The organism is Allobosea sp. 2KB_26, assembly GCF_052115715.1.
In the GTDB taxonomy this organism is placed as follows: domain Bacteria; phylum Pseudomonadota; class Alphaproteobacteria; order Rhizobiales; family Beijerinckiaceae; genus Allobosea.
Window position 1 is genome coordinate 317,651 of record NZ_JBFRHE010000002.1, and the last position, 13,950, is coordinate 331,600.

At 62.7% G+C, this 13,950-nt stretch carries 13 protein-coding genes; 10 read left to right on the forward strand and 3 right to left on the reverse strand.

The window, feature by feature from the left end; translation table 11 throughout:
* The first annotated feature begins 42 nt into the window (after positions 1-42).
* Positions 43-294 carry a hypothetical protein gene (locus AB4099_RS09670; protein WP_113515977.1) on the forward strand — a complete coding sequence of 84 codons (252 nt, stop codon included), beginning with the start codon at positions 43-45 and terminating at the stop codon, positions 292-294.
* Positions 295-417: 123 nt separating this feature from the next.
* The gene (locus AB4099_RS09675; RefSeq protein WP_113515976.1) at positions 418-834 is read left to right on the forward strand and encodes a DUF1236 domain-containing protein; all 417 of its coding nucleotides are present in this window, start codon (positions 418-420) and stop codon (positions 832-834) included.
* A 256-nt stretch (positions 835-1,090) separates the two neighbouring features.
* On the opposite strand, the gene ligD (AB4099_RS09680) is transcribed toward AB4099_RS09675, so the two are convergent.
* Positions 1,091-2,143 (reverse strand): non-homologous end-joining DNA ligase, encoded by a 1,053-nt coding sequence (gene ligD, locus AB4099_RS09680; protein WP_441477905.1) that lies wholly within the window; start codon positions 2,141-2,143, stop codon positions 1,091-1,093.
* A 210-nt stretch (positions 2,144-2,353) separates the two neighbouring features.
* On the opposite strand from ligD (AB4099_RS09680), the gene AB4099_RS09685 reads away from it, so the two are divergent.
* From AB4099_RS09685 to ku (AB4099_RS09695), 3 genes are all read left to right on the forward strand, one after another.
* Entirely contained in the window at positions 2,354-2,545 is a 192-nt protein-coding gene (locus tag AB4099_RS09685; RefSeq protein ID WP_113515974.1) for a hypothetical protein, read from the forward strand.
* A gap of 87 nt (positions 2,546-2,632) precedes the next feature.
* Entirely contained in the window at positions 2,633-2,830 is a 198-nt protein-coding gene (locus AB4099_RS09690) for a hypothetical protein (protein WP_441477906.1), read from the forward strand.
* A 334-nt stretch (positions 2,831-3,164) separates the two neighbouring features.
* Positions 3,165-3,989, forward strand: coding sequence for a non-homologous end joining protein Ku (gene ku / locus AB4099_RS09695; RefSeq protein WP_441477907.1), 825 nt, complete (start codon positions 3,165-3,167; stop codon positions 3,987-3,989).
* Here the strand turns inward: ku (AB4099_RS09695) and ku (AB4099_RS09700) are convergent, their stop codons facing one another.
* Both ku (AB4099_RS09700) and ligD (AB4099_RS09705) read right to left on the reverse strand, forming a co-directional pair.
* Complete coding sequence (ku, locus tag AB4099_RS09700; RefSeq protein WP_113515972.1) at positions 3,990-4,778, reverse strand: non-homologous end joining protein Ku; 789 nt, start codon at positions 4,776-4,778, stop codon at positions 3,990-3,992.
* Positions 4,779-4,850: 72 nt separating this feature from the next.
* Positions 4,851-7,472: a DNA ligase D gene (ligD, locus tag AB4099_RS09705; protein WP_113515971.1), complete on the reverse strand. Its 2,622-nt coding sequence runs from the start codon at positions 7,470-7,472 to the stop codon at positions 4,851-4,853.
* 394 nt (positions 7,473-7,866) lie between these two features.
* Between ligD (AB4099_RS09705) and AB4099_RS09710 the strand changes: the two genes are divergently transcribed.
* The 5 genes from AB4099_RS09710 (at position 7,867) to AB4099_RS09730 (ending at position 13,892) form a co-directional block, all read left to right on the forward strand.
* The gene (locus AB4099_RS09710) at positions 7,867-8,532 is read left to right on the forward strand and encodes a DUF1989 domain-containing protein (RefSeq protein WP_441477908.1); all 666 of its coding nucleotides are present in this window, start codon (positions 7,867-7,869) and stop codon (positions 8,530-8,532) included.
* Positions 8,533-8,680: 148 nt separating this feature from the next.
* On the forward strand, positions 8,681-9,802 hold the full coding sequence (gene ald, locus AB4099_RS09715) for an alanine dehydrogenase (protein ID WP_113515969.1): 1,122 nt from the start codon (positions 8,681-8,683) through the stop codon (positions 9,800-9,802).
* A gap of 230 nt (positions 9,803-10,032) precedes the next feature.
* Positions 10,033-11,328 (forward strand): NRAMP family divalent metal transporter, encoded by a 1,296-nt coding sequence (locus AB4099_RS09720; RefSeq protein WP_113515968.1) that lies wholly within the window; start codon positions 10,033-10,035, stop codon positions 11,326-11,328.
* A gap of 221 nt (positions 11,329-11,549) precedes the next feature.
* A complete protein-coding gene (locus tag AB4099_RS09725) occupies positions 11,550-12,797 on the forward strand; it encodes an MFS transporter (protein ID WP_441477909.1) in 1,248 nt (415 codons plus the stop codon).
* Between the two features lie 42 nt (positions 12,798-12,839).
* Entirely contained in the window at positions 12,840-13,892 is a 1,053-nt protein-coding gene (locus AB4099_RS09730) for a glycosyltransferase family 4 protein (RefSeq protein ID WP_113515967.1), read from the forward strand.
* The last annotated feature ends 58 nt before the right edge of the window (positions 13,893-13,950 follow it).

Below are 13,950 nucleotides of genomic sequence, written 5' to 3' on the forward strand. Positions count from 1 at the left end.
CCTTCATGGCTGGCCTGCCTCGATTTCACTCGGAGTGCCTCCATGGATGCCTTCACGATGGTGATTGTTGCCTGCATTTCCGGCGAACCCACCTGCACCGCCACCCGGATCAGCGAACAGGGTTTCACGACGGTGCAGGCCTGCGAAGCCCGCATTGACGACATCGCGCGCGCGATGACGGTGGAGTTCGGAAAACGACCGGAATTCAAGGGTCGACAGGTCACTTACGACGTCTCCTGCATGGACAGGGAGCAGCTCTGGCACAAGCTCGGCGTGACCCAGGCCGAGACCTGATTTCGGCCCCCCGGCGAGGCCCCAGTCTCTCTCTGCCGGCGCGCCTTCAAACGCCTCTCGGCGGAACAAACCGGAATCAAGCCCGTTCCTGACCACAGAACCCCTCATCGAAGGAGATCTGTGATGCTGAAGAAACTTGCCCTCGTAACGACTCTCATTCTCGTCCCGGCTGCAGCTTTCGCCCAGAATCCGCAGGGCGCGCAGGGTGGTGCAGCTGCCGGCGCGGCGACTGGCGCAGTGGGCGGGGCGATTGTCGGCGGGCCGGTCGGGGCTGTCGTCGGCGGCGTGGGCGGCGCTGTCGTGGGCGGCATCGTCGGTGACAACACCCCTCGCTTCAAGACCTATGTGGTCGAGCAGCGTGTACCATCCTACACCTATGCCGAGCCGATCGCGGTCGGCACCGTTCTCCCCAATGAGGGCGTGACCTATCGCGAAGTACCGCGCGAGTATGGCGCGACCCAGTACCGCTATACGGTCGTGAATAATCGCACCGTGCTGGTCGAGCCCGGCACCCGCCGGATCGTTCAGATCATCGAGTGATCGGCGCGATTGTCGAAAGCGTTCGGCCCGCCAGCGGTTCCGTTGGCGGGCCATTTGCTGCCTGGCGAGCGCATGGCCTTGTCCGTGACGCTCGGCCCCGTGCTCCGCCATGCGCACATACGCCGGAGGCGGTGCGAAGGGGCAGGCTCCCAGATCATCGGACCGGATATCGTATCCATCCGATGATCAGACCCTTTGCGTTTGCATCGGCTTTCTCGAAAACCGCAATCCACTTTTCGGGCCGATGCTTTACGCGTCAATCGAACCGAAAGATCTTTGCAGCACCGGCTTCGTCGCTCAGGCCCTTGTAAGTCGCATGGCGAAGCTTGCCGTCATCGGTCCAGCCCCGGAATTCGATCTCGGCAACCAGCACAGGCGAAACCCAGCGCGCAGCTGTCCGCTGCACTGCCAGGGGCGGTCGCGGAACCAGTCTCGCGTCGAGCCGCGCTTTCAAGGCCGCGCCGGACGCCTCAGTGAAGCCGCTGCCGACGCCGCCGACATAGACCAGGCCGTCGGCCTTCTCCGCCGCAAGCAACAACCTGCCGATTCCTCCAAAGCCGATCGAAGGCTCATATCCGACAATGACGAAGCTCTCCGACTGGATGCACCTGATCTTGAGCCATTCACCATCCCGGCCGGAGCGATAGGGTGCATCAAGGCGTTTCGCGATGATGCCTTCGAGGCCGAGCTTGCAGGCGAGGGTGTAGAACGCCTCTCCGTCTGCAATCACGTCCTCGCTGAGCAGGATACCGGGAGACGCGCCGTCGATTGCATCGGCCAGTGCTTCGCGCCGCTGCGAGAGCGGCAGGTGCCGCAGATCCTGTCCATTGAGGTAGAGGATATCGAAGGCAAACAGGACCGCGAGTTCGGCGCTGCCCTTGCCATCTCGCCCGCCGAGCGCTTGCTCCAGTGCCGCGAGATCCGATTTTCCGCTCCGGTCGAGCATGACGGCCTCGCCGTCGAGGATGGCACTGTCGACGACGATCTGCTTCGCAGCCGCCACGATCGCGGGAAAGCGGGCCGTCCAATCGCGGCCATCTCGCGTGAGCAGGCGCACCTCGCGCGAAGGCTCGATATGGATGGCAAGCCGGTAGCCGTCCCATGCCACCTCGAAGGACCAGTTGGACCCTTTGGGCGGCTTTGCCGCCTCACTGGCAAGGCATGGCTCGACATGTCGCGGCATCGGATCGTCATCTCGCGCGCTGTCGTCAGGGAGACGGGTCTCCCCCGACAGGGCAACAGGCGACACGACCGTGCCTTTCAACGCCTCCGAACCGGGGCCGGGCCGCGACATCTGGCGCGCGCGCATGACGGGTTCTCCTCCACCGCAGAAAAACGTCGGGCAGCGGCCACTCGTTCCGGCGACGTGGAACTTCGTGCCGCCTCAGCAGTTGGGATATAGTGGTGATATGGGAGTGCTGACATGGGTTCGTTACCCCGCGCTTTTCATCCCAAGCGGAAACCCGGACGCCCTTCCGATCGACGGCCGCTGAATGCTCGGCCTCGGCCGGCTCCCATCATGCCGACCGAGCTGTCGCGCGAGATCTGTGAGGACGAGGACGGCAGGCATTATGCGGTCATCGTCTGGCGGCTTTATCCCGGTCTCCGCAGCATCACCTACACGCTCGATAGCGGAGCGCTCGTGAACTATGTCGACGAGCGCAGGTTCGAGGTCGCCAGAACCGGCCTGATCATCACGCGGCTGGAGTGAATTCGGCCAAGGGTTGCCGCATCCAGCAAATGACATTGCCGGAAGCGCTCCCAGGTTTAGGTTGCTCCCCACAGGGAGGTGTTTTGCATGTCCGATACCCTCTTCAGATCAGAACCAGTGACGGTGACACTCCGCACGCACGAAGACTATCGCGATGCTTGTGAGCGCATCGGCCAGTTGGAAGGCATCAGGCCGAGCGCCGCCCGAGATCGTCAGCTCGCCGCGCTTAGAGCGGCCATCCACGCCTACGAGCCGCGGCAGACGCCATTGCGGACGTCGCGATGACTTCGTGAGTCCCGGTTGGGGCTCCCGCGCTTGGCAGGACCGTGCGACCAGCCCGTCCACGAAACGGAAGCGAGTGAGAGCCGTTACGACGCTCCGGTCGGGCAAGCCCCGTTCAGGTGCTCGGGCATCTGCCCGGGGCGCATAAAGGCGGAACGATCTCACGATAACGTGTTCCCTGCAGCCGCCGTTTCTGTCGTGAACGAGTGCCGCCGAGCGCCGACGTCCATCACGGTTGCGGTGCTTCTCTGGTCGCTTGGTGCGGTGCAAACTGGAACCATCATGGACGCCCGCTCGTTCCTCGCTCGCGTCCGCTGAAACGCTATGGGGGAATGTCATGGCGCCGCGCGCTGTCTGGAAAGGCGTTCTGAAGATCGCCGAGGTGAGCTGCCCGGTTTCGCTCTACACGGCAGCCTCGACCGCCGAGCGGATCTCGTTCCACACCCTGAACCGCAAGACCGGCAATCGCGTCCATCGCCAGTATATCGACGAGGTCTCGGGCAAGCCGGTCGAGACAGAGGATCAGGTCAAGGGCTACGACAAGGGCAACGGCGATTACGTCCTCCTCGAGCCGGAAGAGATCGCCGCCGCGATCCCTGAGAGCGACAAGACCCTCACCGTCGAGACCTTCCTGCGGTGCGACGAGGTCGACGAGATCTTCTTCGACAAGCCGTACTATGTCGCGCCTAGCTCACCTGCGGCGTCCGAAGCGTTCGCGCTGATCCGCGACGGGATGAAGGAGCAGAAGTCGGCCGCGCTGGCCCGGACGGTCATCTTCCGCCGGATGCGATCGATCCTGATCCGTCCTCAGGACGAGGGCCTGGTCGCGACGACGTTGAATTTCGACTACGAGGTCCGCTCAGCCGGAGACGCTTTCAGCGAGATCCCGACCATCAAGATCGACGCTGAGATGCTTGACCTGGCCGAGCACATCATCAAGACGAAGGCTGGCGCGTTCGATCCCAAGCAGTTTGACGATCGCTATGAAGCTGCGCTGGCCGAGCTCGTTCAGGCCAAGATCGAAGGTCGCAAGATCAAGCCGCAGAAGCGGCCCGAGCCCTCCAAGGTCGTCAGCCTGATGGAGGCGTTGCGTCAAAGTGCGAAGGCCGGCGGCCAGAAGCCAGCGGCGGCGAAGCAAGAGCCACGCAAGAAGGCCAGCTGATTATTTGCGCCGGGGTTCCAGGCTCTTTTTGAGCGCGTCCATGATGTTGACGACATTGCCCTCGGAGGCCCGACGCGGCGACGGCATGGTCGGCTTGCGGCCCTTCTCCTTGGCCTTGATGATATCCAGCAGTTCCTCCTGGACCGGATCCTTGGCAAGCTCCGGCGACCACTCCTTGGTGCGGGTCTTGATGAGCTTGTCCATCAGGGGCAGGAGATCAGCGTCCGGTTCAGCCTTGCCGATCCCAGCGAAATAGTCCTTCTCGGGTCGGACCTCATCGCCATAGCGCAAGGTCCACAAGACGATGCCGTTATCGCGGGCGTCGAGCAGCACGGCCCGCTCGCGCCGATAGAGGACGAGCCGCGAGATCCCAACCGTCTTTGTGCGCTTCATCGCTTCGCGAATGACGGAGAATGCCTCTTCCCCGACCTTTGCGTCGGGTATGAGGAAATGAGGCGTGTCATACCAGATCCAGCCCACCGACGATCGCGGGGCGAAAGTCTGGATGTCGATGGTTCTGGTGCTCTCCAGCGCCACGGCGTCGAGTTCGTCCTCTTCCAGCATGACGTAATCGTCATCGCCTTTCGGATAGCCCTTGACCTCGTCGTCGTCGCTGACGGGCTTGCCGGTCACCGCATCGACGAAGCGGCTGCGGATACGGTTTCCGGTTTTGCGGTTGAGCGTATGGAAGCGGACCTTCTCGTTGTCCGATCGGGCCGGCATCATCGCCACGGGGCACGTCACGAGCGACAGCTTGAGATAGCCCTTCCAGAACGTCCGCGGCGCCATGGTCACATCTCCCGATACGCCCGGTGAACGCGGTGACGTGGCTGATCGTTCCAGGCGAGGCTTCGGGACCCATCACGCCGCGGTCGTGCGCTTGCCCAGATTCTTGATCGCGTCGGAGAGTGAACCCGCCGCGTCATCGTAGCCTTCCCAAGCCTTGGTCTTCTTCAGCAGGCCCGGTACGGTCCGCACCGTAAAGCGCGCGGGATCGAGATCGGCTTTGACCTGCGACCAGGTCAGCGGCATCGAGACATGCGCTCCGGGCCTTGCCCGCGGCGACAGGGGGGCAACCGCAGTGGCCATGCGATCATTTCGCAGATAGTCGAGGAAGATGCGTCCCTTCCTGAGACGCTTGGCCATGTTGACGACGTAGCGCGACGGCTGATCGGCGGCCAGTTCCGTGCAGATCCGACGAGCGAAATCCTTCGCCGCAGGCCACTCGAGCTTATTTCGCTTTCCGGCCGCCAAGGGCGTGACGACATGCAGGCCCTTGCCGCCTGTGGTCTTGCAGAAGCTGACCAGCCCAAGCGCATCCAGCCGCTCGCGCATCTGCGTTGCAGCGTCGATCACCTCACCGAACGTCACATCGGGCCCCGGATCGAGATCGAAGACCAGGCGACCCGGCGTCTCCGGATCACCGGGCAAGCAGTTCCAGGGGTGAAGCTCGATGCCGCCGATCTGGGCCGCGGCCGCCAGCGCCTCGATCCGATCGATCTGGAGATAGGGCTTCTTGTCGCCAAAGACCCGGACGAGTTCGAACAGGTTCGAGGTTCCCATGCCGGCATGGCGCTGGAAGAACATCTCGCCCTCTATGCCATCGGGTGCGCGCACAAGCGAACAGGGCCGGCCCTTGATATGCGGCATTATCCAGTCGCCGACCGCGGCGAAATATTCGGCCAGTTCCTGCTTGGAGACGGGCCGATCATCCCCCGCATTCGGCCAGAGGGTCTTCTCGGGGTGGCTGATGCCGACCCCCATGACTTGGGCTCTCTCACCCCGACGGCGGGAGGACGTCGGTTTCGGTTGCGGCGTCTCGGTGTCTTCCGGGTCGGCGGGGAGTTCGGTTTCCACCTCGTCGGCAGGCTTGTCTTCGCGCAACCCCTTGAAGGCGGCCTGACGAGCCATGCCATCCCCCGTCCAGCCGGCAAACTCGATCTCCGCGACAAGTTCGGGCTTCAACCAGGTGACCCCAGGCTCGCGCTTTGGAGAGCCGGCCCCTTTAAAGGGCGAGGTTGTCGCGGCGGCCGCCTTCAGCTTTGGCAACAGCGCCTGTACCTTGGAGGCGCTGTAGCCCGTGCCCACCCGTCCGATATAGACAAGATCTGCCCCTCGATTGACGCCGACCAGAAGCGACTTGAATTTGCCGGCTGTCGTGGACCACCCGCCGATCACGACCTCATGCCCGGCGCGACATTTGGCCTTCGTCCAGCTGTTGCTGCGCCCTGACACATAGGCCGCATCGACCGCCTTCGAGACGATGCCCTCCAGGGACAGCTTGCAGGCCGATTTCAGGATGGCGTCGCCGCCGGTCTCGAAATGCTCGACATAGCGCAGGATGATGCCGTCGCCGTGTTCGTCGAGCGTGGCCTTGAGAAGCTCCTTCCGATGCAGGAGCGGGAGTTCGCGGAGATCCGCCCCGACGGCGAACAGCATGTCGAAGGCGAAGAAGATGAGATCCTCCGTCCTTTCCTCAGAAAGAGCGGCCTGGAGGGCAGCGAAATCCGGCGCGCCATGCTTGTCGAGCGCGACGATCTCGCCATCGATGATGGCATCCGGCAGACCCTCGCCGGCTTTTGCGATCGCTTCAAATCTCGAGGTCCAGTCGAGCCCCTTCCGGGTCTTGAGCGTGACGGTCCCGCCCTGGATCCGCATCTGGATGCGATAGCCATCGAACTTGATCTCATGCACCCACCCGCCACCATTGGCAGGGCGCTCGACGCTTCGGCACAGTTGCGGCGCGATGAACGGCGGCATGGGGGCTGGGCGAGATGTCTTCGGTGGTCCGGATCTGTCCGGGCTCCGCCTGTGTTGCGCGGCCAGCCCCTTGCGGCTGTCCCATTCGGCGTCGGCGGCGAGGGCGTCTTTCGCGAGGAGGAATGGCTTGGGCGAGCGCCCCTTGCCTGCCGCGATCGCGTCCATGCTGCGGCCGGAGGCAACGGACGTGTCGGCCTTCAGAACCGCATCGCCGGCGCCATCCACGGAATGCTCATCCCGGTGCTTGATCAGCAGCCAGTTGGTGCGCTTGCCGCCATCCCGATCATGACGCATCCGAACGAGGACGAAGCTGCCCTGGAGACGCTCGCCGTCAAGGACGAACTTGAGTTCGCCCGTTTCCAGTTGCCTCTCCGGGCTGATCTTGCCCTCCGCATGCCAATAGCCGCGATCCCAGAGCAGGACCGTCCCCCCGCCATATTGTCCCTTGGGTATGGTCCCCTCGAAATCGCCATAGGGGAGGGGGTGGTCTTCGACCTCGACTGCGAGGCGCTTGTCGCCAGGATCAAGCGATGGGCCCTTGGTGACCGCCCAGGACTTGAAAACCCCGTCCAACTCCAGGCGCAGATCATAATGAAGCCTGGTCGCATCATGCTTCTGGATGACGAAGCGCAGGCGGTTCGATTTCGAAACCGCGGCGTCTCCGGCAGGCTCCCTGGTCTTCTCGAAATCGCGCTTTTGGCGATACGCCTTCAGCTTTTCCACGTGACTCTCCGCGTTCGCGGCTGAGCTGCGCGCTCCAAACCGTCACTGCAAAGAACATCCCAGTTGGGACGGTATGTTTCGTATCGATGGCGGAGCCGACACGGTGTCGACAGGACAAGTCTCCTCGCATGTCATGGACTTTGCAGGCCCTCCCAATCGATGCCGCCGCAGGCCAGTGCTGAGTTGGGGGCGACCTTTCGAAACCCAATCCGCTCCGGGCACGGCAGCCAATGCAAAGTCACCACAGGAACAGGCACCCGAGATGATTGTTCCGAAACGTCGAGCCCCGGGGACGCGGAGATTGACTTGGCTGATCCGCACCCTCGCGGCTGCATGATCGGCCCCGGACCATGAAGAAGCCATCCTGATTCTCGATTAGCACCCGCACCTTGGGATGAGCGCCAATGAAGCTGGGGGATCTGGAATGCAGTCGAATTCTGTCAAGCGTGAGCCGAGCGACCTGTCCATTGTCGTCCCGGCCCAATCCGGACGATCCGTTCGCGTATCGGAGGGCGATATCATTCGCATCATCGATCCGAAGGGGCAGCAGGTCGCCGATCTATGGGCTTTTGCGATCTCGCCGCACCTTGACTGGCTGAGCACGGCCCAAACCCGAGACATCAACGAGCGGTTGTTTCCGAAGGTCGGAGAGAGCTTCTACAGCGACCGCGGCCGTCCGTTGCTGACATTGGTCGAGGACGGATCACCCGGTCCGCACGACATGCTGTTTCCGGCCTGCAACCGAGAGCTCTACGAGCGGGCCGGGCTGCACGATCACCCAAATTGCAGAGACAACCTGCTGTCAGTCCTTCGGGACGAAGGCGTTGCGCTTCCCTTCGTACCCGATCCGGTCGACTTGTTCCAAAACTCGCCTCCGCAACCAGACGGTCGACTTGAGGTTCTGCCGTCGATCAACCCGCCCGGCGGGTACGTCGTCGTCCGAGCCGAATGCGATCTTCTGCTGGTCGTTACGGCGTGCTCCGTCGATTTCCATCCAACGAACGGCGAGTGCTGTACCGAAATCGAAGTCGAAGTCGTTCGCAGCTCACGCCCTTCGTAAGGGGCGACCCGATCGCCGCGCACTGGCCAGCGGGCCCATTTGACGCAATGATCGAGCGCGGGCTGGTGAATGATCCTGCCAGTCGCGCAATCAAACGCGCAATTTTGGGCCGCACATAAAGGCCTTGGCTCCACGGGAGGAGAATTCGATGCTCGTCGGCGTGCCCTGCGAAATCAAGGACAACGAAGCGCGTACCGGGCTCGTCCCGTCGTCCGTCCGGGAGCTGGTCCATCATGGTCACCAGGTCATGGTTCAATCCGGTGCAGGTCTTGGTGCCGGCATCACCGATGAGGACTACGTCGCAGTCGGCGCCGAAATCGTCGACGGGCCGGAGAGAATATTCGCAGAAGCCGAGATGGTGGTGAAGGTCAAGGAACCCTTGGCGGAGGAGCGGAAGCGTCTGCGGCCTGACCAGATCCTGTTCACCTATCTGCACCTTGCACCCGATCCTGCGCAAACCCGCGATCTCATTCAATCCAAGGCGATCTGTATCGCCTATGAGACCGTCACCTCACCCTCTGGCACCCTGCCGCTTCTGGCGCCGATGTCCGAAGTGGCGGGCAGACTCGCACCGCAGGTCGGCGCGCATGCCCTGGAGAAGGCTCAAGGGGGGCGCGGCATCCTGCTGGGTGGGGTTCCCGGTGTTCCGGCCGCTTCTGTCGTGATTCTCGGCGCAGGCGTGTCGGGCACGCATGCCGCGACGATCGCCATTGGCATGGGAGCGCAGGTGACGGTCGTGGATCGGTCAGGAGAGCCGCTGAAGCGCCTAGCCACCCAGTTCGGAAATGCGATCACCACCGTCTTTTCCACCCAGGCGGCGATTGAGGAGCTCGTGAGGCAGGCGGACCTGGTGATCGGTGCGGTGTTGATCCCCGGCGCGTCGGCGCCCAAGCTGGTCAGCCGCGATATGATCCGCACCATGAAGAAGGGCGCCGTCGTCGTGGACGTGGCCATCGATCAGGGCGGTTGTTTCGAAACATCGCGGGCCACCACCCATTCCGACCCGACCTATATCGTCGATGGGGTCGTGCATTACTGCGTCGCCAATATGCCTGGCGCAGTCGCTCGCACCTCCACCTTCGCGCTCAACAACGCGACATTGCCCTTCGTGCTGGCCATAGCCAATCACGGCTGGCGCAAGGCCTTGAGGCAGGATCCCCACTTGCGCCAAGGCCTCAATGTATGCGTCGGGCAGGTCACCTGCGAGCCCGTAGCCAGGGCTCAAGGCCTGCCATTCGTCGAGCCCCTCGCGGTCATCGACGGCCTCTGAGGAGAGCGAGCCAAGGTCCGCTCCGGAACGGCGCACCATGTGGAGCAAATATCAGCCCCGGCCTCTGACGGAGCTGTCTCGACGACGGGCACGACACTCCGGTGATTGCCAGGCCCGGATGACCGCGATTGTCATCCCGGTCATCCGGCGCGTTGCGCGTCCTCATCCGACTATTCGGAACATCACGGCGTCTCGCCGCTTATGGAGGTAGCCGGAGGAGCCAGACGACGATGGCTGTCACGCATGAACCTCGAAGCCCAGTCGTGCAGCCCAGCAAGCCGCGGTTTTTGCAGGTTCTAGGTCCTGGACTGATTACCGGCGCCTCAGACGATGATCCAAGCGGGATTGCGACCTATTCCCAGACCGGAGCCCAGTTTGGGTATGCGACGAGCTGGACGCTTATCCTTTCCTACCCGTTGATGTGCGCGATCCAGATCATCAGTGCCCAGCTCGGGCGCACCACGGGACATGGGATCGCAGGAAATCTGCGTCGGCATTATCCGAACTGGCTGGTCTATAGCGGCGTAACACTGCTTCTTCTGGCAAATATCATCAATATAGGGGCTGATATCGGCGCGATGGCCGATGCCTTGCATCTGCTCGTGTCGGGTCCGCAGGTTGCCTATGTCTTGGCCTTCGGCATTATTTGTGTCGTGACGCAGATCATGTTGAAATACAAGCGCTACGTCAGTGTATTGAAATGGCTCACTCTTGCTCTGTTTGCTTATGTCGGGGCTTTGTTCTTTGTCAGAATTGATTGGCCGCTGCTGGGGCGGAATCTTATCCTGCCCGAGATATCCTTCAAGGCCGATTACCTGACTGCCGTTGTGGCAATCCTGGGAACGACGATCAGTCCCTATTTGTTCTTTTGGCAAGCCTCCCAGGAAGTCGAGGATATCAACGCCAATCCCAAGCGCGAGCCGCTCAAGGACGCCCCCGAACAAGCCGAGGGGGCCGGGTCGAGAATCCGGCTCGACACCTTTGTGGGCATGGGATTCTCGAATCTCATCGCGCTTGCGATCATGGTGACCGCCGCAGCCACCCTGCATGCCAATGGCGTGACGGACATCGAGAGCTCTGCGCAAGCTGCTGAGGCCTTGAAGCCCATCGCCGGCGTCTTTGCCGAAGGGCTCTTCGCGCTTGGCATTATCGGGACGGGCCTGTTGGCTGTCCCGGTTCTCGGCGGGTCGGCAGCCTATGCCGTCGGCGAAACCCTGCGCTGGCCGATCGGGCTCGATCGCAAGCCGAAGCAGGCCAAGGCCTTCTACATCACGATAGCGGTCGCGACCCTGTGCGGTGTGGCGTTAAATCTGACGCCAATCAATCCGATCAAGGCGCTTTATTGGAGCGCCGTCATCAACGGCATCGTGGCCGTTCCCATCATGGTGCTGATGATGGTCATGGCAACTCAGGCACGCGTGATGGGCAGGCAAACGATCGGGAGCGGGCTCACATTCTTTGGTTGGCTTGCAACCGCTGTGATGGCCGTCACCGCCATTGGAATGGTGGCTACGAGCGTCCTGTAGCGCGCTGGGCCTGGAGTGAGTGTTCATGGGAGCTGCACGGTAAGGTCGCTTCTCTCGGTGAGAAGGCTCTGAAGGGAGAGCGGGGCAACCCTGCTCGATCAGGCCCTGACGGAAGAAGCAAAGTCCGAAGGGCCTCACGAAACGGACCGCGGCGCCACCGAGAGGAGCCGACTGCGGTCCGCGCGATCATTGGCATCCGGGGAAACCGCGGCGAGGTTTCAGTGTCTCATCGGCTCAGCCTGGACTGGTTGAACTTCCTGTTGGCGGACTTGCGAGGGGGCCTTGGGCCCTATGTCAACGTGTTCCTCCTGACGGATGTCGGGTGGGATCAAGCGACGATCGGGGCTCTCCTGACCGCAAGTGGGCTGATCGGCATTGCCTTTCACACCCCGATCGGCGCCTTGATCGATGCCACCCGGGCCAAGAGGGCCCTCATTGTCGGCGGGGCCTGGGTCCTGGCGACGCTGGGCGCGGCCATTGCGGCGGTCCCGACACTCGCGGTCGTCTTCGTCGCGGACATCAGCATGGCGCTCTTGGGAGCCGTCTTTGCACCGACGATTGCGGCGATCACGGTGGGACTGTTCGGGCCCCGCGGAATTGCCCGGCAGCTGGGGCGCAATGCCGCGTATGACCGCGTCGGCAATGTGTTCATTGCTGCAATTGCTGCGTTGATTGGCACCCATTTCGGACAACGCGGCGTCTTCTACATGCTTCCGCTGTTCGCCGGGTTGGCGACGATTGCCGCCCTTTCGATACCCGCAAACGCGATCGACCATCAAACGGCCCGCGGCCTCGGGGAACCGGGCCTCGACCGGGGCGGTCCCTATGCCTGGCGACGGCTATTGGCCGAGCGGCCCTTTGCAGTGCTCGCGATCGGAGCGGCATTGTTCCATTTTGCCAATGCACCGATGTTGGCGCTCGCAAGCCAAAAGCTTGCCCTGGAGGCCAAGGGCTTCGAGTCGGCTGTGACGTCCGCCGCGATCATCGTCGCGCAGCTCGCGACGATCCCGATGGCTTTCCTTGTCATGCGGGCCAATCTCATCGGTGGGAAGTGGCTGCTGATACTCGCCTTCGCCGCTGTGCCTCTGCGCGGCATCTTGTTTGCACTCGTCGATGACCCCTACTGGATGATCGGCTTCCAGATTCTCGACGGTGTGGGAGCGGGGTTGTTCGACGTGTTGCTGCCGCTTGTTCTCTATGGCGCCGTCCGTGGCAGCGGTCGCTACAACCTGGCTCGCGGAATCATCGGCACGATCCAAGGCATTGGCGGTGCGTCGAGCTATGTGTTTGCCGGCAGCCTCGTGGTCTGGGCCGGATACAGCGTTGCCTTTGCCGTGCTGTCCGGAGTGGGGCTGGTCGCCCTTGTCCTGATGGTGACGGCAATGCCGGAAACGGTCCCCCGGATCCCGGCCGGGCAGAGTGTCGGCAGTCAAGAAGCCCGAACTTTTCCGCCCGAGCGGAGTTGCTAGCTCGCTGCCCTGGCTGGCGCCAGCGGCCTTTGGAGAAATCGGATGCGGATTGCGCAGGTTGCACCGCTGGCCGAGTCGGTTCCGCCGAGAATGTATGGCGGGACCGAGCGCGTTGCGTCCTGGCTCACCGAAGAGCTCGTTCGGCAGGGACATCAAGTCACCTTGTTCGCATCGGCCGATTCAAACACGTCCGCCGAGCTTGTCGCTTGCACACCGCAGGGCCTACGACTTGCAGGCATTCGCGATCACACCGCGAGCCACCTTGCCATGCTTGCGAAGGTCCGGGAGCGTGCCGCGTCCTTCGACATCATCCATTTCCATCTCGACCTGCTGCAGCATGCCTTGTTCACGGATCTCGCTCACAAATGCGTGACGACGCTCCATGGTCGCTTGGATCTGCCCGATTTTCTCCCGGTCTATGAGGCCTTCCCGCAGATGCCGCTGATATCGATTTCCGATTGCCAACGGAAACCGATGCCTGCGACTGCGAACTGGCTGGCGACGGTCCATCACGGCTTAGGTCCGGGCCTTTGTCCGTTCGACGCGCGGGGAGGGGAGTATCTGGCTTTCCTCGGCCGCATCACGCCGGAAAAGCGACCGGATCGGGCGATCGAGATCGCCAGGCGTGCCGGCATGCGCCTCAAGATCGCGGCGAAGGTTGATCCGGTTGATGAAGAGTATTTCAGAACCCGGATCATGCCGTTGCTCGATCATCCCTCGATCGAGTTCATTGGGGAAATCGACGAGGCGCAGAAATCTGTGTTTCTCGGCGGCGCGCGCGCGCTGCTGTTTCCAATCGATTGGCCCGAGCCGTTCGGACTCGTGATGATCGAAGCGATGGCGGCGGGAACGCCGGTTATCGCCTGGCGCAACGGCTCAGTGCCTGAAGTCGTCAAGGACGGGGTATCGGGGATCCTCGTCGACTCCATCGCGCAAGCCGTCGCCGCTGCAAAACACAGCGTTGCCATGGATCGCGCCCAGGTCCGGCGGTATTTCGAAGGGCATTTTACCGCAGCGCGGATGGCGAGCGACTATCTCGATGCCTTCGACCATTTGCTGCGTTCGTCGGGCGGCGCCCGAAGGGCCGCAGAATAGACGCAGAACCATGACCCAATCCGCACGGACCTGCCTGATCTCGAGCGAGGAGGAGCAG